Here is a 20,709-nt window from a genome sequence, read left to right as displayed (position 1 = left end):
GGTCGGGCTCGGGCTCGGCTCCCGCCGAACCCGGGCCCGACCGTCGTCGTCACCCGGTTACGGGGTCACGACCTCCGTCGAGGCGGAGCGGTTGCCCGCCGTGTCGATGGCGCGCACCCAGTAACGGCCGCCGGTCCCCGAGTCGTCCGTGAGGTGCCAGCCCCACGTGACGCCGATGACCCGGTCGTCTTTGATGACCTCGTACTTGGCGGTGTCGGTGTTCGCCGAGGGCGCCTTCCAGGTCAGCTTGACCCCGCCGTCCTCGGAGCTCGCCTTGAGGTCGGTCGGCTTCCCGGGTGGCGAGGTGTCCGTCGGGCACACCCGGGTGAACCCGCCGGCCCATTGATAGCCGGAATTCAGCCACGAGCCGCGGTTGATGTCGCCGCCGATCCACATGCAGCCCTGCTTGTCCTCGGTCAGCTCCCACGGCCCGTTGCCGGCGCGGGTGCCGAGGCTCGGCCAAAAGTCCGAGATCGGCTCGGCGGTATTGCCGTCGAAGGCCATCACCGCGTTGGCCGTCTGGATCTGCGACCACGTGGTCGGCGTCGGCCATGCGTCGCCGTCGTGGTAGGCGAACTTGTAGCAGTGGCAGCTGCCGTACACGATGCCGTTGATCTCCACGGCGGCCTGCATGTCACCACCTGGCTTGGTGATGACGGTCTTGATCCGGTCGAACTTGTTCTTGGTGTAGGCGCTGAAGATGTGCTCGGAGCCGCCCACCCAGACCTTGTCACCGTACTCCCGGATGATCTGCTGGTACTGCTTGTCGATCTTCGGTGTGCTCGGGTGCCAGCTCTGGTCGTTCAATCCGGTCACCTGGGCAGCCGGCGCGGCCGTGCCGAGCACGGCGATCTTCCGCGCGGGCTTGCCGTTCACCTGGGTGAAGTAGCCGACGTAGTAGACCCGGTCACCCCCGGAATTGGCGTCCAGCTCGATCACCGAGCCATTGAAGTTCGGCTTCCAGGTTCCGTCGGGCTTGCCATCGGAGACACGGATGCGCGCGGTGCGCCCAACGGACACCTTGGTGCTGAGAGGGTTGCCGCCCCAGATACGGGTGAAGTTGCCGCCGACGTAGAGCCAGTCGCCCTGCACGTCCAGAGCCCGGGCCATGGCGGCGCCACCGTCAGAAGCCGAGACGCTCGCGGTCCATCCGGGCGCGTTCTTCCCAGACGCCAGGTCGAGCGCGGCCAGCCCGGCAGTGTTGGCCGCGTCATTGGCCTTGGTGAACTCCCCCGCGACGATGAGCTTGTTTCCGGCGACCTGCAGGTCCCAGACACCGCCGTTCAGCTTGGGCCGGAAGGAGGACTTCCACTCGCCGGTCGTGGTGTCGAAGGCGGCCAGGTACGACTGTTCGACCTTCTCACCGGCAGCCGGGGACGCGCCCTTCTGCACGTACTTGAACTCGCCACCGACGTACATGATGTTGCCCGACACGGCCATGGCCTGCACTTCAAGGTGCTTTTCGCCGGTCCCACCGCTGACCACACCTGTGACGCCCCACGCGCCGCCGGAGGTCTGGTTGCTCATCAACGGCTTCCCGGTGGCCGCCGGGGTACCCGAGTCGGGGACGGACGCGTACTTCAGGTCGCTCAGCTTCGGCCTGATCCACACCTGGGTGAACGGGATGGTGTCACCGCCCGCGACACCGGAACGCCAGAGATAGCTGGTCGGGCTGTTGTCTCCCGCCGTCACATACGACCGGTAGGCGAAGCCTCGCTGCCAGCTGTTCTCCTTGGTCTCAAAGGTGTAGAAACCCCGGGTCGGCTTGAGGATGCTGTCCTTGGCGACGAGCCGGGTGTCACCGCCGCTAAAGGTCGCACCGTCGAAGGTGACGGAGGTGAGCGGGTTCGCCGGGTCGGCGTCGAACGTCCAGGACCACGGAGCGGCCTTCTTGAACTTCCACCGCATCTCCTGCCACTTGGTGCCGCCGGCGTTGGTCGCCCGGCGGACCCGGACGCCGTCGGGGAGGTCGTCGACCGTGTGGCCGTTCAGCAACCCGTCGATGGTCTCCGCGGGCAGCGTGGCGGGGGTGAACGCGCCGGTGCCCGTCGGGTTGTTGCGCACCGCCGCGGCGCCGTTCTGCCCGGGGTAGGCGAAGTTCCAGCCCTGCCGGCCGCGGCCGACGAGGATCCAGCCGCCGCCGTCCGTCGTCATGTCGCAGTAGAACTGCTCGGGCGCGATGAGCTTCGGCGTCTGCAACCAGTAGACACCGTCCGCGCTGGAGGGGAATTGCTGCTTGATGGCCCAGCAAGAGGCTGCAGCGCGAGCGGAGGACTTCCCGTCCCGCTGAACGCTCGCCGCGCTGAGCGCCGCCGTCCGGTCACCGCCCTGTGCGGAGATGGTGGCGACGACCGTGCCGGTCAGCACGGCCGCCGTGGCGACTATGGTCACGGCGCTTCTGCGATACCGGACACCACGCAGCAAACGCAATCGATCTGGCATGAAACTCCCCCGGGGGATCGACGGAGGGGATGGCGCTGAGCTGGCGATCCGACCGCCACTCCAGGCGCCACATATGAGAACGGAGTTACGGTAGTGCAGGTGGAGACCGCTGGTCAACGAATGTCACATTACTGAAAGGGTATTGTGAACAAGCTCCCAGTTCGTTGATCAGCAACAATCATGACGCGGCGGTAAACCAGCCCGCCGGTACACGCGTCCGGGCCACTTAGCTCGGCCAGCCGAAATCGACTCCCAGCCACTCGAACAGGTCCCGGTTATGCGGTCGGTAGAACTCCGTGAGCTCGACTTTCGTCTCCGGGTCCATCGGCGGGGCCGGCAGGTAGTTGTGCCGCTCGGCGCCCTCCATCCGGTGCGGCGGCAGCCTGAGGAAACCGCAGACGCGGTCGAGCGCGGCCTGCTCGTCCGCGTAGAGCTCCTCCGCGGACATGATCAGAAGGTTCTCCCGCGGATAGTACTCGCACCACCGCTCCAGCTGCGGCTGGTAGATGCCGCGGTCCCGATAGCTGTTGAAGTCGTGCGGCTCGCTGTAGTAGTGCGGCTCGGCGAGCATGCGCTCGACCTCGCCGCGGAGCCGTTCCGGCTCGGCGGCGAGCGCCTCCTCGAACGTGAGATCTTCCGCGCCCTTGCCGACGGCCTCCCAGTAGTGGGAGTAGGCGCGCTTGACCGGATCGCGCAGCACGACGACCGCCTTGAGGCCGGGCATCCGCGCGTGGATCCGCTCCACCGCCCGCGGGTCGTAAAGGTAATACGGGCACGCCTCACCGGTCAGCGGACGCGTTCCCCACTTCTGCTCGATCCGGTCAAGTTCACTCTCGGTGGCGAAATGAGAGCGATACCAGACGTCGCCCTTCGCATAGTTGACGTAAAAGTACCAAGGGCTTTTGAGTCCGCGTGACGCCGGGAACATCGGCATGACCAGCGGATGCTGGATCAGGTAGTTCCACAGCGATGTCGTTCCGCCCCGTTTGGTACCGATGACCATGAAGTCGGGCAGATGCCGTTGTTCCGCCGTGCGCATCCCATAGGCCCGGGTGACCGAATTGGCCACGTCCTTGACGGCCCGTGGTGAGCGGTCCTTGAGACCGGCGACAAGACCCATGGTCAGGCACTCTCCCCTTGCCTGGCGCTCTTTTCCCCAGCGCCTCTGTTGCGGACCGCGCCGAGAAACTCGGCGCCCCCAAGCGAGTGGCGCAGACGCCACAGCGTAGCGGCGTACCCGGAACAGGCGACGGCGATATAGACGGCGAAGACCAGGGCCGAGGTCCCGAAGAGGGCCCGCAGCCCCACCCCGGTCACCCCGAACCACACCAACGCCCACAGTCCGGAAACGGCGACGCGCCGCACGTCCAGCCGCAGCCCGAGCAGGTAACGCACCTGCAGCGCCGCCGCGACCGTGTCGATCAGCATCGCAACCGCCCAGGCGGCCGCGGCGCCTGAGATGCCGAAGGGCGGCACGAGCAGGAAGGTCAGCGCGATGTTGACCGTCAGCGCAACGGACTTGTTGGCCAGGCTCCAGAAGCTCTTGCCGCCCATGAGCAGAACGGTCTGGACGTTCCCGGCGCTGAGCGCGAGCAGCATCGAGCCGGCCAGCACCGCCAGCGCGACCGCACCACCGGTGAACTCCTCGCCGAACAGCACCAGCAGAAACGGCCCGAAACAGGCCAGCACCAGGTAGATGGGCCAGGACGCCAGGACGACCCATCGGGTGGCCAGCGAGTTCAGATGCCCGGCCCTGCCCCGCTCGTTGCGCGCGAGCATCGCGGCGACCTGCGGCGCGATCGCGATCCGCGCGGCCTGAAGTACCAGCGTCCCGGTGCTGACGAACCGGTTCGCGGTCGCGTAGACGCCCGCCTCCTCGCTGGACACGAGCATCGCGACGAGCGGGACGTTGGCCCATACCAGCGCGATCTCAACCGCGGCGGCCACCCCCCGTGCACCGGAGAACGCCCAGAACTCCCGCCCTGCGGATCTTTGCGATGCGGAATCCGCGACCGTTACGTCTCCCTGCCCGCTCTCACGCGCGGCGCGGGGCACCATCCGCCACAGCACCACGACGGCCGCGATGAACGACGCGGCGACCGGAGCCGTCCAGGCGACCATGACGCCGACGGTCCCCACGCCGAACACGAACACGAGGCCGACCAGCAGCGGGCGCGCACCGGGCAGCAGCACGTTGTTGATCAGCGAGTAGGCGGTGACGCTGCCCAGGCCGCGGGTGCCACCGAGCGCCACCCGCGTTAGGGCCATGAGGCCGAGAAAGGGTGCGGCGATGCGCAGCAGCGTGACCGCCGTGTCGGCCTGCGCGGGGTCGGCGAAGCGGTCGGCGATCCAGGGGGCCGCCACGTACGTGGCGACCGAGCAGAGGACGCCGACGACCACCACCGGCAAGTGCGCCACGGCCATCAGCCGGCGCAGCTCGTCGCCCCGGCCAAGGGCGCGCAGCCGCGCCGCCGTGCGCACCAGCCCAGTGTCGGCGCCCAGCTCGGCGATCTCAGCGACGATGGTGAACAGCGCCACCACGACGAAGAACACGCCCGCCTCGGCAGCGCCCAGCGTCCGGGCGACGACGATCGTCAGCAGGAAGCCCGATGCTGCCGCGACGATGGAGCTGATCAGCCCGATCGCCCCGCCGCGCGCGAACTCACGCAGGTCGCGGCCGTGCCGCCGGCCGTCCACGGACTTCTGCTCAGACTGCGGCAATACCGCGGTCATCCATGCCTCCCACCTTCCCGCCGGCGGATCCACGTAGGACCAGTGCGCCCGCCACGAACACCAGGACCAGCTCGGTCTGGTCGAGTCCGTAGTAGAAGAGCATCAGAGATGCCATTACCTGCACCGCGTGCAACCAGAGCAGTGAATCCGGCCTGACGCCTCGGGTGTGCAACGCCAGCCACCATATCCAGGCGCAGAAGAACACGAGCCCGGGGAAGCCGTAGGAGAACATCAGGTGCCAGAACTCTCCCTGGGTACCGACGGAGACGACGAAGGTCTCGGACGGCCGCGGCGCCCCGTACCCCAGCACCGGAGAGTCGAGGGTCCGCACAAAGGTCTCGGCGTAGAGCCCGAGACGGTCGTTGTTGGTCGAGCTGTACTCCGTCCGGCTGTCGATGCCCGCCCCGACCCCCGACAAGAGGGCCGCGATACCGCCGATGACCATGAGGGCGATGACCATGGCCGGCCATCGGACATGTCCGCGGCGCAGGAAACGGATCGCCGTGTACAAGACGCCGGCCACGATCGCCAGGAACATCCCGCGGTTCAGCGTCGCGAACGCCGGGATCAGCGACGCCGCCATCAGGCCGACGAGCACCAGCCGCGTGAGCATGCGCGCCTGCGTGATGTAGAGGACCACGAAAGGGAAAAGGAGCGCGAAGTGCCCACCCCAGGAGTTGGTGTAGGGGAAGGGTGCGCGGGGCCGGTTGTAGGGCTTGGGCGCACCCCACGGCTGCTGAACTTCCGCGAACTGGGGATGCACGAGGGCCTGCACATAGTCATTGCTCTTGATCGCTTCGGGCAGGATCCGCTCGAACGGCGTCGTCAGCCCCACCTTGGGGAGCAGCACGCCGAGGAAACCGCCGATCACCACCCAGACCCAGAAGACGACCACCATGCCGAGCGCGCGGCGGATCGGGAGCCGCTTCAGGCTGCAGTTGTAGGCGTAGACGAACACGACGGTGGCGGACCCGTAGTTCATGAACTGGAACAGGAAGCCGACGCCGCGGCCGAAGGTGTCAATCTGCGTTCCTGCGGCGATCACCCACACCAGGAACATCACCCAGAGCCCGTACCTCGGTGGGACCCTGGTCCCGCCGCGCAGCATCAGGTGCAGCGCCATTACGGACGCGGCAATGGGCGCCGCGAACGCGCCGAGACCGAGCAGCCACCAGACCGGAAAGGCGATGAACAGCAGGCCCAGTGGCCAGGCGGGCAGGTCCTTGCGGGACGGCGTGGCCCGAGACGCCTCGCGCTCGCGGGAATCGGAGAGCAGCTGACGCCTAGGGCCCGGCACGGGCGTGGCCGAGCGCCGGGGCGCGGTCGTGACCACCCTTCTCGCCTCCCCCGGTGAACCCGGCCGTTCCCGCGTGGGGACGGCCCTCATGCCTCCCGGTAACCGCCCGGATTCTGTCCGTTCCCGACCAGCAAAACGGATAGGAAGCATACACTCGGAGCCGAGCCAAGGCCCCTGTGCTCCCGGGGATCGCGCGGCTCGGGGCCGTCGCGATCGGAGAGTGGAGAGTGGAGCAGTGGACAAACGTTGGTACCAGAGGCGGTCGGTGCTAGGCGGTACCGCCTTCGCCGCCGCCGGTATTACCGCGGGTGTCGCAGCGGAGACGCTGCTGTCCCCCAGCCCGTCCACGGCCGAGGCGGAGCAGAAGGGGCCCTGGACGTACGTCCCGCCGAACGGCTCCATCCAGAAGGCCATCGACAAGGGCGCCACCGCCATCCTGCTGGGGCACGGCGACTACAGACTCACCGAGCCCGTCGTCCCGGTGCGCGGCTGCACCATCCGCGGCGCCGGCCAGCGAACCCGGCTGCGCGCGACGCGCTCCATGGACGCGATGATCGCGATCGGCAGGGGCCGGTCGGTGGACGGAGTGGCCGTCTCCGATCTGGTGCTCGACTGCGCCGGTCAGGCCGGAATCGGGATCGACCTCGACATCACCGGCACCGGCAGGTTCTACAAGGGGGAACCGGACGCGGTCTGCCGGATCGACAACCTCGCCGTCTACCTGCCTGAGCTGGACGGCATCGCCTACCGGGGCAGCGACACCCAGGCGTGCGTGACCAGCCGGGTCCGGGTCCGCCAGGCGGGCCGGTACGGCTTCCGGGTGGAGGCACCCGACAGCTGGTGGATCGCATGCGAGGCCACGACGCGCCGGCAGACCGGGGCGAGCGCCGGATTCTACATTGGCCAGGCCATCGCCGGTTCGGACGGCATCGGCGGGGCCAACAACTTCTTCCAGGCATGCAAGGCGTGGTTCTGTCGCGACTACGGCTGGCACGTCAAGGGGACCCGCAACAAGTTCGTCGGCTGCGAGGCGCAGGACACCAGGAGCCACGGCTGGTCCATCGAGTACGACCAGAACGTGTTCACCGGATGCGTGGCCGACACCGCGAGCTCCCGCGACCTTGGCGCGAAGGCGAACGAGGCCGACGGGTTCTTCGTCGGCGCGGGTGAGCAGACCTCCCTGGTGGGCTGCCAGTCGTTCGACCGCAGGCCCGGTGGGCGTGGTGCGCAGCAGCGCTTCGGGTTCAACGTGCCGGCCGCCATGGCGGATCAGGGACGGCTCGTGGGCCAGACCGGCTGGGACAACGTCATGGGGCTCGTCAACCGCCGGTGACCGCACCCGGCCAGTCGCGGCACGGGTGGGCCGGTGGTCGGCGGGGCCTTCCCGCCTGTCTCCATTAAGCGCTTCGCCCTCAACGAGTCAAGGTATCTTTGATCAGACTCCGACGGGAGAGTCGACCGCGCACGGCGTGCACGGATAGTCGACGGCGGCGAGAGGAACACCCGGCTGATGGACTCCACTTCGAGGGCCGACTCCACGGAGCTGGCGGAGTACGCGGCCATGCTTCGACGGCGCTGGTGGGTGGTCGTCGCCGGCGCTCTACTGGGCCTCGCGATCGCCGTCGCGGGCCTGTTCCTGCTGCCTAAGTCATACGTGTCCACGGCCGTCGTCCAGGTGTCGTCCACCGACCCCGAGCGGCGCCAGAGCAGCAACAACAAGACCGACATCAATCTGGAGACCGAGGCGCAGCGGTTGCGCTCCACTGAAGTGACGTCTCTTGTCCAGAAACGGATCGGATCCAAGGACTCGCCGGTAAACCTCGGACGCCGGGTCCAGGTCAGCGTGCCGCCGAACTCGTCGGTCCTCGTCATCGAGTGGGCGGCACCGAGCGCGGCGAAGGCACGCGCGGGTGCGCAGGCGTTCGCCGAAGCGTACGTCCAGAACCGCAACAACAGAACGGTTCAGCGACTTCAGACCCAAGCGGCCGCACTGGAGAAGCAAATCAACGACGTCCGCACGAAGCTCGCGACCGCCGGCGCCACACAGCGCCGCGTGCTGGCCGGACAGATGACCGCCTTCAGCAACAAGCTCACGGACCTTCAGGTGGCCATGGCCAACGTGGACGGCGGTGAGATCATCACGAGCGCGTCACCGCCGCCGGGACCGGCCAGTCCCGACCCGGTCAAGTTCCTGCCGAGCGGCCTCGCCGGGGGCCTGCTGCTCGGCGTCGTCCTGGCAATCATGTACGACCGGGTCGACCGGCGAGTACGGGTCGCCGGGGACGTCGAGCGGGTCCTGGACCTTCCCGTCCTGCTGTCCATTCCGCAACGGCGCGGCAAGGAGGGGCTCGGGCTCCTCCCCGCGCGGAGCCGCAGCGGGCAGAATTTCCATGAGCTCGCACACGAGATGACCGCGACGCTCGGCCACGGCAACCACGTCATTTTGGTCACCGGCGCCGCGCCCGGCCCCGGCTCCAGCATCGTGTCGGTCAACCTCGCCGCCGCGCTCGCCCGCACCGGCTCGAACGTCCTGCTGGTATGCGCGAACCTCCAGTCTTCGCTGGCGTCCGACCTCCTCGGCCTACATCGCGGGGCGGGGTTGTCGGAACTGCTGCTCGGCCGGGTTGAGCTACGGGACGTCGTGCGCCGCAACCACGCGCTGCCGTCCCTCGCCACCATCATCCCCGGCGCCGACGCCGACCTCGCCGCCGAGATGCTGCAGCGCGAGCAGATGGCGCAGCTGATCGGCTCGCTGCGGGAGAAGGCCCGGTTCACCGTTATCGAGGCCCCCTCCACCGAACTCGGTGCCGACGCGCAGGCTCTCGCCGACCTCTCCGACGCCGCCCTCATCGTCGTGGAGACGCCGCGCACCAAGTACGCGCAGATCCGCGATGGTGTCCGCCGCATCCACCGGATGGGCGCGGCCGTGCTCGGTGCTGTCGTCCTGCCGAGGCAGGACGAGACGGCTGTGGCGGCGCCCCCTCCCGCTCTGCCCCGCGAACCACGCGACATGCCGTCCCGGCGGCGAGATGGCTCGGCCGGCCCCGCGACGCCCCCTTTGTCGCCACCCGACCCGAAGGCGCCGCGCCGCGCCGCGGCGCCTTCGGCCGCGCGTGAGTCCGGAGCTCGCCGCGAACCGGTCGGCGATCCTGAGGCTCCGCGCCACCGCAAGCACGCTCGACAACCCGTCCCGGACACGTCCGAGGGCGGTGCCCAGGACAAGCCGAACGACAAGACCATCACGCTAGGCGCGATCAACCTGGACGCGTTCGCGTCCTCCTCCGATGAGGACGCCGCTTCACCCGCCGCGGACACCCTGACCGACAAGACGGCGAGAAGGCTTAACCGCCCCTGATCTGGCAAGGTCCGGATCAGGGGCAGATCAGATGCCGCGTCCCCGGGTGTGCAGGGCGAGCAGGACGCGCTTCCCCGAGACGACGCCGGACGCCACCGCGAGCGCGAACGGGACGCGGCGCTCGGTCGGATTCGCCTTGAGAGCGCGGGCCGACCAGCGCAGCGCGTCCTTGCGGCGGCCGACCGTCGCGCACCCGAACGCGAGCTGCCCGTAGACTCGTCCGGCGGCCCCCGCCTCGGCGCCGATCTCGGGGTAGTGCTCCAGGAACCACTCCAGTGCGGCCACCTTCGTCTCCCACGCCTGCGCGTAGTACGACGTCAGCCCCCACAGGACCCGCACGTACGGCTCGTCCACGTTCACCACGGGGTGGCGGCGGGCGGCGCGCAGCGCCAGGTCCCAGTCCTCGCCCTGGCTGCCGGGGATCGTCTCGTCCACCATGCCGATCTCGATCAGCGGCTCCCGGCGCGCCACGTAGGTGGACGAGTGGACGCTCATCATCCGGTCGCGGATCAGGGCGTCGTAGGTGACGCGGCCGGTCCCCGCCAGCCGCGGCAGCTCCCGCCCGTCGAAGTCGATCAGGATGCCGGAGCTGCACAGCACCGCGTCCGGCTCGCCCTCCAGCGCCTTCACCTGCGCGGTGAGCTTGCCGGGCAGCCACTGGTCGTCGTCGTCGCAGAACGCCACGAGGTCGGTGTCCAGGTGGAGGATGCCGGAGTTGCGGGCGCCGGCGAGGCCCGGCTCCCGGGTGTTGGCGATGACCTCGACGCGGTCGCCGGCGAGCGAGGCGTCCGGCTCGGCCCGGTCGAAGACGACGACGGCGCGCAGCTCACCGTCGTAGTCCTGCGCGAGCACCGACTCCAGCGCGCGGCGCAGCAGCTCCGGCCGGTTGTGCGTGGGGAGCACGACTCCGACGGATGGTGGCATCGAGGGCCTGCCTTGTCATTGTGGAGTTGGGGGGCGTCCGGTCAGCGCGCGCCTGTGATCATGCCGGCGGCGACGGTGTTGTTGGTGGCCTCGTCGATCAGGATGAAGCCGCCGGTGAGGCGGTTGCGGCCGTAGTCGTCCACGAACAGCGGCTGCGTCACCCGCAGGGAGATGCGGCCGATCTCGTTCAGGCCGAGACCCTCCGCCTGCTCGTCGCGGTGCAGGGTGTTGACGTCCAGGCGGTAGTGCAGGTCCTTCACCATCGCCTTCGCCGTGCGGGTGGTGTGCTTGATGACCAGCTTCGACCGCGGGGTGAGGGTGCGGTCCGGGGTCATCCAGCAGACCATCGCGTCGATGTCCTGCGCGACCTCGGGACGGTTGTTCGGACGGGCGATCATGTCGCCGCGGGAGATGTCGATGTCGTCGGCGAGCCGGAGCGTCACCGACATCGGCGCGAACGCCTCGGCGACCGGCCCGCCCGGCCCGTCGATGTGGGTGATGGTCGTGGTCAGCCCGGACGGCAGGTGCACGACCTCGTCGCCCGGCTTGAGCACGCCGCCCGCGACCTGGCCCGCGTAGCCGCGGTAGTCGTGCAGGTCGGGGTCGGTGGACGCGTGCGGCCGGATCACGTACTGCACCGGGAACCGCACGTCGATCAGGTTGCGGTCGGAGGCGATGTGGACGTGCTCCAGGTGGTGCAGCAGGGACGACCCCTCGTACCACGGCATGTTCACGCTGCGCTCGACGACGTTGTCGCCGTGCAGCGCCGAGATCGGGATGAACGTCAGGTCCGTCACCTCCAGCTTGGAGGCGAAGGAGGTGAACTCGTCCACGATCTGCTCGTAGACGGCCCGGTCGTAGTCGACCAGGTCCATCTTGTTGATCGCCACGACGAGGTGCGGGACCTGCAGGAGCGTGGTGAGGAACGCGTGCCGCCGCGACTGCTCCAGGATGCCCTTCCGGGCGTCCACCAGGATGATCGCCAGGTCGGCGGTCGAGGCGCCCGTCACCATGTTGCGGGTGTACTGGATGTGCCCCGGCGTGTCGGCGATGATGAACTTGCGGCGCGGCGTCGCGAAGTACCGGTACGCCACGTCGATCGTGATGCCCTGCTCCCGCTCGGCCCGGAGACCGTCGGTCAGCAGCGCCAGGTTCGTGTACTCCTCGCCGCGCTCGGTGCTGGTGCGCTCCACCGACTCCAGCTGGTCCTCGAAGATCGACTTGGAGTCGAACAGCAGCCGGCCGATCAGCGTCGACTTGCCGTCGTCGACGCTGCCGGCGGTGGCGAACCGCAGGAGGTCCATCGTCTTGGCGGGCGTCTTCGCGGGCCCGGTCGCGGCCTGGTCCGTGCTGGCCATCAGAAGTAGCCCTCCTTCTTGCGGTCCTCCATCGCGGCCTCGCTGGTGCGGTCGTCGGCGCGGGTCTGGCCGCGCTCGGTGATCCGCGTCGCCGCGATCTCCTCGATCACCTCGTCCAGCGTCGCCGCGCCGGACTTCACCGCGCCCGTGCAGGACGCGTCGCCGACCGTCCGGTAGCGGACCGTGGCCTCGAACTCCGGCTCGTCGTCGGCGCGGTTGGCGTAGCCCGTCTCGGCGTCCAGGAGCAGCCCGTCGCGCTCGAACACGCGCCGGGTGTGCGCGAAGTAGATGGGCGGGAGTTCGAGCCGCTCGCGCCGGACGTAGTCCCAGATGTCCAGCTCGGTCCAGTTCGACAGGGGGAACACGCGGACGTGCTCGCCCTGGACGATCCTGGTGTTGAACAGGTTCCACAGCTCCGGGCGCTGGTTCTTCGGGTCCCACTGGCCGAACTCGTCGCGGAACGACACGACCCGCTCCTTGGCGCGGGCCTTCTCCTCGTCCCGGCGGGCGCCGCCGAACGCCGCGTCGAACTGGTTCTCCTCGATCGCGTCCAGCAGCGGCGTGATCTGGAGGCGGTTGCGGGACGCCCGGCGCCCCTTCTGCTCGGTGACCCGGCCGCTGTCGATCGCGTCCTGCACGGACGCGACGATCAGCCGGACGCCGAGTTCGGCGACCCGCCGGTCGCGGAACTCGATCACCTCGGGGAAGTTGTGGCCGGTGTCGACGTGCATCACCGGGAACGGGATCGGCGCCGGCCAGAACGCCTTCTGGGCGAGCCGCAGCATCACGATGCTGTCCTTGCCGCCCGAGAACAGCAGCACCGGCCGCTCGAACTCGGCCGCCACCTCCCGGAAGATATGGATCGACTCGGCTTCGAGCACGTCTAGCTGGGACAGCAGGTAATCGCAACGCTGCATGGTCTGGGGCTCTCTCCACGCTGTTCTGGCAGATGCAACCGGTGGCACGGGACGGGCACTTGCCTTCCCACCGGATCGAACGCCCGCCCGCCGGGAATCAGTCCCGCCCATGGGATGGACGGTCAGTCAGGCCGGCGATCGGGCAGGGCGCCGTTCACGATGCTCGGCGGGGGAACGGCCCCCCGCCGGGCAGCAGGTCCCGGATGCCGGTCAGCAGCGTCGACGCCGACATGGGATGGCACACCAGGATATCCGGGAGCCGGGGGTCCTCCCGGTTGTACTCCAGCGGCGACCCGTCGATCCGGGACGCGTGCGCCCCGGAGCCGAGCGCCACCGCCGCCGGGGCCGCGGAGTCCCACTCGTACTGGCCGCCCGCGTGCACGTACGCGTCGACCTCGCCGAGCAGCACCGCGGAGATCTTCGCCCCCGCGGACCCGATCGGCACCAGCTCGACGTCGAGGCTCACCTTCTCGGCGAGCCGCCGCACGAACTCGGGCGGGCGCGTCCGGCTCACCGCAATGCGCAGCTTGCCCGCGTCCGGTGCCGGGACGTGCAGGGGCACCTCGCGCGGCGGCGCGTCGCGCGCCGCACCCGGCCCGGCCGCGAGCGGGTCCGCGGCGCCCTCGTCCGCGCGGACGAGGGACGCGCCGCCGGTCGCGTCCGTGCGAAGCGTCAGGCCCTGCGCGGGCAGCGCCACCGCCCCCGCCGCGAGCCGGCCCGCGCCGCCCTCGCCGCGCTCCCAGAGCGCCACGTGGACGGCCCAGTCGCGGCGGCCCTCCTCGGAGAACTCCCGGGTGCCGTCGAGCGGGTCCACGATCCACACGCGGTCCGCCGTGAGCCGGTCCGCGTCGGCGGTGTTGCGGGTCGGGGCGCGGTCGTCGCCCTCCGCCCGCTTCCCGGCGGCCGACGACCGCCCCTCCTCCGACAGGACGGCGTCGCCGGGACAGCGCTCCGCGAGCGCCGCCATGAGGTACTCGTGCGCCCGCAGGTCGCCCGTGTCCTTGAGGACCCGCGCGTCCGCGAAGCCCACCTGGTCCCGCACGCCGAGCAGCAACCGGCCCGCCGTGGCGGCGAGCTCCGCCGCCAGCACGTGGTCGTCCGCCGCGCCCGCCCTGGTCATCCCTGCACCACATTCCCGACTCGATCGGTCAGCTCGGTCCACTTTCTCATGCGTACCCGACGGGACCGCGCGCCAGGGTCGCCGTCCCGCCCACCGGGCGGGCTAGTACGCGCCCGACCCCCGGACCACCGCCGACCAGGTCTTCCACATGATCTGCAGGTCCAGCGCCAGGGTCCAGTTGTCGACGTACCGCAGGTCGAGCCGCACCGACTCCTCCCACGACAGGTCGGAGCGCCCGCTCACCTGCCACAGGCCGGTCAGCCCGGGCTTCACGACCAGCCGCCGGTACACGTCGCCGCCGTACTGCGCGACCTCCTCCGGCAGCGGCGGGCGCGGGCCCACCAGCGACATCTCGCCGCGCAGGACGTTGAACAGCTGCGGCAGCTCGTCCAGGGAGTAGCGGCGCAGCCGGCGGCCGACCGCCGTCACCCGCGGATCCTCCCGGATCTTGAACAGCACGCCGTCGTTCTCGTTGGCGGACAGCAGCTCCAGCCGCCGCGCCTCCGCGTCCTGGACCATCGTGCGGAACTTCAGCACGGTGAACTCGCGTCCCCCGCGCCCGACCCGCGTCTGCCGGAACAGCACCGGGCCGTTCCCGGACAGCTTGATCAGCACCGCGATCAGCGCCATCAGCGGGCTCAGCAGCACGATCCCGGCGAGCGCCGCGACCCGGTCGACCAGCCCCTTCAGCACCTTGCGGCCGCCGTCCAGCTCCGGGTGCTCCACGTGCAGCAGCGGCAGGCCCGACACCGGCCGGATCGAGATCCGCGGGCCGGTCACGTCCATCAGCGCCGGCGCCACGACCAGCTCGACGTCGTTGCGCTCGATCTGCCACGCCAGCCGCCGCAGCGCCACCCCGTCCATCTCCGGGCACGCCAGCACCGCCACCGAGTCGGCGCCGATCCGCTCGGCGACCGCCGCGGCCTGGGCGAAGTCGCCCAGCACCGGCACGCCCTCCACCTCGGCGACCGCGTCGTCCCCCGACACCAGCGCCGGCGGCAGGCACACCGCGACGATGTCCATCCCGTGGTAGCGCTTCTTCTGCAGCAGCCGGATCAGGTCGGCCACCGACGTCCGGTGCCCGACGGCGACCACCCGGCGCATGCACTCGCCGTTCCAGCGCTTCTTGTGCAACCACTTGCGCAGCCGGTACCGCTCCACCAGGGCCAGGAAGGTCCCGAGCGGCAGCGCCATCACCACGTAGCCGCGCGCGACCTCGGTCTTGGTCGCGTACGCCACGATCGCGACCGCCGCCGTCAGGATGAACCCGGCGCGCAGCACACGGTGGAACTCCTCGTAGCCGACGCCCACGTACCGCGGCTGGTACGCCCGGCACAGCACCAGCGTCGGCACCCACACCACGGGCAGGACGACCGTCAGCGCCACGTACGGCGCGTTCAGCTCGGTCGGGACGCCCGGGAACCTCAGCACGAACGCGATCACGCCGGCCATCAGCATGCTGGCGAAGTCCAGGCACAGTGCGAGCCGCCGGTAGGATCCGCTCCAGCTCTGCGAGGACGCGCGTTTCTGCTCATGGCGAATCGATGACTCGGCCTGGACCTTGTCAACGACGGCCATAAACCACTCACCAATCCCCTGTAACACGCGCCCCGTCAGCGCGATTCACACCGAAGACGGCTGAAGGTCGCCTGAGGTTCACACGCATCCCGAACCTCGTCCGACGTGCATCCTACGACCGCTTTACCGTGGTCACGGGCAGAACGCGGTCATCCGCCCAACAGCGCATGCAAACGGGGCCGAACGCACACCTAAGCGGACGTATTGGTCGGGGGGTCCGGGGGGCGCCCCTCCAGATGAAACAGAGCCCGTCCGGTCTGTCCCTATACCGACCGGATTGAAGTTCGCGGCGGCCGGATCCGGTCACCCCACGTGGAAGACGTTCTGGGCCGCGCCCAGCCCGTCGGTCAGCAGCGCCTCCACCGCGTCCGCCGCCCGGTCCACCTCGAGGTCGAGGCTCTTGCGCTCCGCCGCGGAGAAGTCCTTCAGCACGAACGCCGCCGCGTCCATCCGCCCGGGCGGCCGGCCCACCCCGAACCGCACCCGCAGGTAGTCCTTCGCCCCGAGCGACCTGGTGATCGACCGCAGCCCGTTGTGGCCGTTGTCGCCGCCGCCCTGCTTCAGCCGCACCGCGCCGAACGGGATGTCCAGCTCGTCGTGGACGACGACCAGGCGCTCGACCGGGACCTTGTAGAAGTCCAGCAGCCCCTTCACCGGGCCGCCCGACTCGTTCATGAACGACCGCGGCTTCGCCAGCACCGCCCGCACGCCCGCGAGCCGCCCTTCCAGCACGTCCGCCCGCGCCCGGTGCGACTTGAACCTCCCCCCGGCCCGCGCCGCCAGGACGTCCAGCACCATGAAGCCCGCGTTGTGCCGGTTCTTCGCGTACGACGGCCCCGGGTTGCCGAGCCCCACGACCAGCCAGAGATCCGCGCTCACCCGTACTCCTCATAGCCGACGGCCCCCGCGGGTGCGCACACCCCGGGGGCCGTCGGCGGTCTTCGCCTACCCGCGAACCTACTCGGCGGACTCGTCCGCCTCGGCCGCCGGAGCCTCCTCCGGCGCCTCCGCGGCCTCGCCCTCGGGCGCCGCCTCCGTCTCGCCCGCGGACGCGGTCGCGTCCGCGATCTGCAGGATCAGCGCCTCGGCGTCGAGCATCAGCGTGGTGCCGGGCGGCATCTTCAGGTCGCCGGCCAGCACCTGCGTGCCGATCTCAAGGCCGTCGATGGGCAGGTCGACGGCCTGCGGGATGTGGGTCGCCTCGGCCTCCACCGACACCTGGACGACCTCCTGCTGCACGACCCCGCCCGCGACGACGTCGCCGACCAGGTTGACCGGAAGGTCCACGACGACCTTCTCGCCGCGCTTCACCAGCAGCAGGTCGACGTGCTCCAGGAACCCCTTGATCGGGTCGCGCTGCACGTCCTTCGGCAGGGCCAGCGAGGCGCCGTCCTCGAGCCCCTCGATGGTGAGCAGCACGTTCGGCGTCTTCAGCGCGAGCATCAGGTCGTGACCGGGCAGCGAGATGTGCTGCGGGTCGGTGCCGTGACCGTAGAGGACGGCGGGCACCTTGCCGGCCCGGCGGGTGCGCCGCGCGGCACCCTTACCGAACTCGGTGCGCGGCTCGGCGGCAATGCGTACCTCGGACACGGCGAAAACTCCTCAATGTTGCGATCCACGGCCGTCCGGCACTGGACGTCCGCTGCGGACAGAGCGAATCAGGCGATGCTCGATGCGTCAGGCGCCTCGAAGATTCGTTGCGTTGCCCGGGGAGTACGACCCCTGTCCCGACGCCGCACTGAACGACCCGGGGCATACGCGGATTCGACAAGCTTAGCGCATTCATGGCATTGCCCTGGGCCCCGGGGCGGCCTCCCGCGCCCGGGGCCCGGGGCGGCGCGACGCCGCCGGACCCGCCCGGCCCGCTAGCTGTGACCGCCGAAGAGGCTCGTCACCGAGCCGTCCGAGAACACCTCGTTGATCGCGCGGGCCACCAGCGGCGCGATGGACAGCACGGTCAGCTTGTCGAACTGCTTCTCCTCCGGGATCGGCAGCGTGTTGGTCAGCACCACCTCGGAGATCCGCGAGTTCTTCAGCCGGTCGACGGCAGGGCCGGACAGCACCCCGTGCGTTGCGGCCACCACGACCTTCGTGGCGCCGTGGTCGAACAGCGCGTCCGCCGCCTTCACGATCGTGCCGCCGGTGTCGATCATGTCGTCGACCACGACGCAGGTGCGGCCCTCGACCTCGCCCACGACGTCGAAGACCTTGACCTCGTTCGCCACGTCCGGGTCGCGCTTCTTGTGGATGATCGCCATCGGGACGCCGCCCAGCCGGTCGCTCCAGCGCTCGGTGACCCGCACCCGCCCGGCGTCCGGCGCGACGACCGTCACCTGGGAGGTGTCCAGCCGGCTCTCGAAGTGCTGCGCCAGCAGGTCGAGCGCGAACAGGTGGTCCACCGGGCCGTCGAAGAAGCCCTGGATCTGCGCGGTGTGCAGGTCGACCGCGATCAGCCGGTCCGCGCCCGCCGTGACGAACAGGTCCGCCATCAGCCGCGCCGAGATCGGCTCGCGGCCGCGGTGCTTCTTGTCCTGCCGCGCGTACCCGAAGAACGGCGCCACCACCGTGATGCGCTTCGCCGACGCGCGCTTGAGCGCGTCCACCATGATCAGCTGCTCCATGATCCACTGATTGATGGGAGCGGTGTGACTCTGGATCACGAAGGCGTCGGAGCCGCGGACCGACTCCAGGAACCGCACGAACGTCTCACCGTTCGCGAAGTCGTAGGCGGACGTCGGCGTCAGATCGACGTGGAGGTTGTCGGCTACTTCCCTGGCCAGGTCCGGGTGGGCTCGGCCGGTGAAGAGCATCAGCTTCTTCTGACCGCTCGCTTTGATCCCACTCACCTCTGACAACTCCCCCTCCATGGAACTGTGCCCTACTCATGGGGTGTCGTCCCCACTTCGCCCGCGCACCGCGAAGGTGTCCGGTGCACGGGTCGCTCTCTTGTCACGGAAGACGCCGCTGTCCTCCCCATCCCCGCATGGGCGCGGGGCAGTCATCATCGGGCGCCGGGCTACGGCGCGCCCTCCTCGCCGTCCCTCGCCCGGCGGGCCGCCTCCGCCGCAGGGGTCCCCGGCCGCTTGCGCTCGACCCAGCCCTCGACGTTGCGCTGCCGCGCCCTCGCGACGGCCATCGCCCCGGGCGGGACGTCCTGGACGATCACCGAGCCCGCCGCGGTGTAGGCGCCGTCGCCCACCGTCACGGGCGCCACGATCATGTTGTCGCTGCCGACCTTCACGTGGGACCCGATGACGCTGCGGTGCTTGCGGACACCGTCGTAGTTCACGAACACCGAGCTCGCGCCGATGTTGGAGCCCTCGCCGATCTCGGCGTCGCCCACGTACGTGAGGTGCGGCACCTTGGTGCCCTCGCCGATGTCGGCGTTCTTGGTCTCCACGTACGTGCCGATCTTCGCCTTGCGGGCCAGCCGCGTCCCCGGCCGCAGGTACGCGTACGGCCCGACCGACGCCTCCGGCCCGATCTCGGCCTCCACGCACACCGCGTTGATCACCGACGCGCCCGCGCCCACGACCGTGTCGGTCAGCGTGCACCCCGGCCCGACCCGGGCGCCCTCGCCCAGGTGCGTCCGGCCGTGCAGCTGCGTCCCCGGGTGGATCTCCGCGTCCGGCTCGGCGGTCACCCCGACGTCGATCCAGGTGGACGCCGGGTCGATGATCGTCACTCCGGCCCGCATGTGGGCCTCGGCGATCCGGTCGTTGAGCTGCCGGCGCGCCTGCGCCAGCTGGACCTTGTCGTTCACGCCCTGGGTCTCCACCCAGTCGGCGGCCAGGTGCGCGCCGGCCCGGTGGCCGTCCCCGCGCAGGATCGCCACGACGTCGGTGAGGTACTCCTCGCCCTTGGCGTTGTCGGTGGTCACCCGCTTCAGGGCGTCGGCCAGCAGCGCGCCGTCGAACGCGTACATGCCGACGTTGATCTCGTTGATCGCGCGCTGCTCCGCGGTGGCGTCCTTGTGCTCGACGATCGCCTCGACGCTGCCGTCCGCCGCGCGGACCATCCGCCCGTAGCCGGTCGCGTCCGGCATCTCGGTCGTCAGGACGGTCGCCGCGTTGCCCTCGTCCTCGTGGGCCCGGACGAGCGCGAGCAGCGTCTCGCCGCGCAGCAGCGGGTGGTCGCCGTTGGTGACCACGACCGTGCCGGTCAGCGCGCCGGTCTGCTCCAGCGCCATCCGGACGGCGTGGCCGGTGCCGCCCTGCCGTTCCTGGACGGCCGCCTCGGCGTCCGGCGCATGCTCGGCGAGATGCGCGACGACCTGCTCGCGCCGGTGCCCGACGACCACGACGAGCCGCTCGGGCTCCAGCTCGCGGGCGGCGGCCAGCACGTGGCCGAGCATGGAGCGCCCGCACAGCTCGTGCAGGACCTTGGAGGTACGGGACTTCATCCGGGTGCCCTCGCCCGCGGCGAGAACGATGACGGCGGCCGGGCGGCTCGCAGCACTCACAAGGAGGCTCCTCGGCATCGCGGACGGGATCGACGACGGACCCGCCCACCTGCGACATCGCACACGGCGGACCCGATACGGGCAGGATACCGCCCGTCCCGCTCCTGTCACCCCGCCGCCCACCCGGACCGGCATCCGCGTAAAGACCTGTCAGCTCCGGCGCAAGGACTCGAACCTTGTCTAAGGGCACCAAAAACCCTTGTGCTGCCGATTACACCACGCCGGATCGGAGTGGACGGACCCGCACAGAGCCGCGGACCGACCGGCCCCAACGATACCTACACCGGCGCCGGTGATCCCACCGCATTGCGGCGATGGCGCCGGGCCCGCGGCCGGACCGGACCACCGGGCGATTTGCCGCGATCGGCGTAGAACCGCCGTTATCGGGCAGCCCCTCCCCATACCGCGCCACGGCACCGTCGACGGCCGGCCGGCACGCGGACGTTCACCTCGCGCGGGGCGTTCACCCTGGTGAGAGGAACGTCACCGGGGGTCCGCAGGACGCCAGGTCAGGTGCCGGATA

The 20,709-nt window shown here is 70.1% G+C and carries 15 protein-coding genes and 1 tRNA gene; 2 read left to right on the top strand and 14 right to left on the bottom strand.

Annotation, left to right across the window (positions count from 1 at the left end):
• Window positions 1-57: 57 nt before the first annotated feature.
• The 4 genes from ABGB11_RS01330 to ABGB11_RS01315 form a co-directional block, all read right to left on the bottom strand.
• On the bottom strand, window positions 58-2,391 hold the full coding sequence (locus tag ABGB11_RS01330) for a fibrinogen-like YCDxxxxGGGW domain-containing protein (RefSeq protein ID WP_347627870.1): 2,334 nt from the start codon (window positions 2,389-2,391) through the stop codon (window positions 58-60).
• A gap of 277 nt (window positions 2,392-2,668) precedes the next feature.
• On the bottom strand, window positions 2,669-3,562 hold the full coding sequence (locus ABGB11_RS01325; protein WP_347627868.1) for a sulfotransferase domain-containing protein: 894 nt from the start codon (window positions 3,560-3,562) through the stop codon (window positions 2,669-2,671).
• Between the two features lie 2 nt (window positions 3,563-3,564).
• Entirely contained in the window at window positions 3,565-5,139 is a 1,575-nt protein-coding gene (locus ABGB11_RS01320; protein ID WP_347627866.1) for an oligosaccharide flippase family protein, read from the bottom strand.
• Window positions 5,140-5,149: 10 nt separating this feature from the next.
• Window positions 5,150-6,508 (bottom strand): O-antigen ligase family protein, encoded by a 1,359-nt coding sequence (locus ABGB11_RS01315; protein WP_347627864.1) that lies wholly within the window; start codon window positions 6,506-6,508, stop codon window positions 5,150-5,152.
• A 199-nt stretch (window positions 6,509-6,707) separates the two neighbouring features.
• On the opposite strand from ABGB11_RS01315, the gene ABGB11_RS01310 reads away from it, so the two are divergent.
• Together ABGB11_RS01310 and ABGB11_RS01305 are read left to right on the top strand one after the other, a co-directional pair.
• Window positions 6,708-7,805, top strand: a complete 1,098-nt coding sequence (locus ABGB11_RS01310; RefSeq protein WP_347627862.1) for a hypothetical protein — start codon at window positions 6,708-6,710, stop codon at window positions 7,803-7,805.
• A gap of 177 nt (window positions 7,806-7,982) precedes the next feature.
• The gene (locus tag ABGB11_RS01305) at window positions 7,983-9,827 is read left to right on the top strand and encodes a Wzz/FepE/Etk N-terminal domain-containing protein (protein ID WP_347627860.1); all 1,845 of its coding nucleotides are present in this window, start codon (window positions 7,983-7,985) and stop codon (window positions 9,825-9,827) included.
• 27 nt (window positions 9,828-9,854) lie between these two features.
• Here ABGB11_RS01305 and ABGB11_RS01300 read toward each other — a convergent pair whose 3' ends face one another.
• The 10 genes from ABGB11_RS01300 to ABGB11_RS01255 all read right to left on the bottom strand — a co-directional run bounded on the left by ABGB11_RS01300 (window position 9,855) and on the right by ABGB11_RS01255 (window position 20,412).
• Entirely contained in the window at window positions 9,855-10,751 is an 897-nt protein-coding gene (locus tag ABGB11_RS01300) for a glycosyltransferase family 2 protein (protein ID WP_347627858.1), read from the bottom strand.
• 41 nt (window positions 10,752-10,792) lie between these two features.
• On the bottom strand, window positions 10,793-12,055 hold the full coding sequence (locus ABGB11_RS01295) for a GTP-binding protein (RefSeq protein ID WP_347628539.1): 1,263 nt from the start codon (window positions 12,053-12,055) through the stop codon (window positions 10,793-10,795).
• Window positions 12,056-12,108: 53 nt separating this feature from the next.
• Window positions 12,109-13,026 (bottom strand): sulfate adenylyltransferase subunit CysD, encoded by a 918-nt coding sequence (cysD, locus tag ABGB11_RS01290; RefSeq protein WP_347627856.1) that lies wholly within the window; start codon window positions 13,024-13,026, stop codon window positions 12,109-12,111.
• Between the two features lie 154 nt (window positions 13,027-13,180).
• Complete coding sequence (locus ABGB11_RS01285) at window positions 13,181-14,146, bottom strand: 3'(2'),5'-bisphosphate nucleotidase CysQ (RefSeq protein ID WP_347627854.1); 966 nt, start codon at window positions 14,144-14,146, stop codon at window positions 13,181-13,183.
• 102 nt (window positions 14,147-14,248) lie between these two features.
• The gene (locus ABGB11_RS01280) at window positions 14,249-15,724 is read right to left on the bottom strand and encodes a sugar transferase (protein WP_347627852.1); all 1,476 of its coding nucleotides are present in this window, start codon (window positions 15,722-15,724) and stop codon (window positions 14,249-14,251) included.
• Between the two features lie 303 nt (window positions 15,725-16,027).
• On the bottom strand, window positions 16,028-16,603 hold the full coding sequence (gene pth / locus ABGB11_RS01275) for an aminoacyl-tRNA hydrolase (protein WP_347627850.1): 576 nt from the start codon (window positions 16,601-16,603) through the stop codon (window positions 16,028-16,030).
• 78 nt (window positions 16,604-16,681) lie between these two features.
• Window positions 16,682-17,314: a 50S ribosomal protein L25/general stress protein Ctc gene (locus ABGB11_RS01270; RefSeq protein WP_347627848.1), complete on the bottom strand. Its 633-nt coding sequence runs from the start codon at window positions 17,312-17,314 to the stop codon at window positions 16,682-16,684.
• Window positions 17,315-17,589: 275 nt separating this feature from the next.
• Entirely contained in the window at window positions 17,590-18,570 is a 981-nt protein-coding gene (locus ABGB11_RS01265) for a ribose-phosphate diphosphokinase (RefSeq protein ID WP_347627846.1), read from the bottom strand.
• Window positions 18,571-18,740: 170 nt separating this feature from the next.
• Entirely contained in the window at window positions 18,741-20,186 is a 1,446-nt protein-coding gene (gene glmU / locus ABGB11_RS01260; protein WP_347627844.1) for a bifunctional UDP-N-acetylglucosamine diphosphorylase/glucosamine-1-phosphate N-acetyltransferase GlmU, read from the bottom strand.
• A gap of 154 nt (window positions 20,187-20,340) precedes the next feature.
• Window positions 20,341-20,412 (bottom strand) — tRNA-Gln (locus ABGB11_RS01255).
• Between the last annotated feature and the right edge of the window lie 297 nt (window positions 20,413-20,709).

Origin of the sequence: Actinomadura sp. B10D3, from assembly GCF_039871695.1 — a bacterium.
GTDB lineage: Bacteria > Actinomycetota > Actinomycetes > Streptosporangiales > Streptosporangiaceae > Spirillospora > Spirillospora madurae.
Note: the sequence above shows the minus strand (reverse complement) of the source record. Positions and strands in the feature narration are given on the sequence as shown.

Coding starts and splice junctions, on each gene's coding strand:
- ABGB11_RS01285 (WP_347627854.1), bottom strand. CDS start 14,146: ATGACCAGGGCGGGCGCGGCGGACGACCACGTGCTGGCGGCGGAGCTC.
- ABGB11_RS01305 (WP_347627860.1), top strand. CDS start 7,983: ATGGACTCCACTTCGAGGGCCGACTCCACGGAGCTGGCGGAGTACGCG.
- ABGB11_RS01280 (WP_347627852.1), bottom strand. CDS start 15,724: ATGGCCGTCGTTGACAAGGTCCAGGCCGAGTCATCGATTCGCCATGAG.
- ABGB11_RS01325 (WP_347627868.1), bottom strand. CDS start 3,562: ATGGGTCTTGTCGCCGGTCTCAAGGACCGCTCACCACGGGCCGTCAAG.
- cysD (WP_347627856.1), bottom strand. CDS start 13,026: ATGCAGCGTTGCGATTACCTGCTGTCCCAGCTAGACGTGCTCGAAGCC.
- ABGB11_RS01295 (WP_347628539.1), bottom strand. CDS start 12,055: ATGGACCTCCTGCGGTTCGCCACCGCCGGCAGCGTCGACGACGGCAAG.
- ABGB11_RS01300 (WP_347627858.1), bottom strand. CDS start 10,751: ATGCCACCATCCGTCGGAGTCGTGCTCCCCACGCACAACCGGCCGGAG.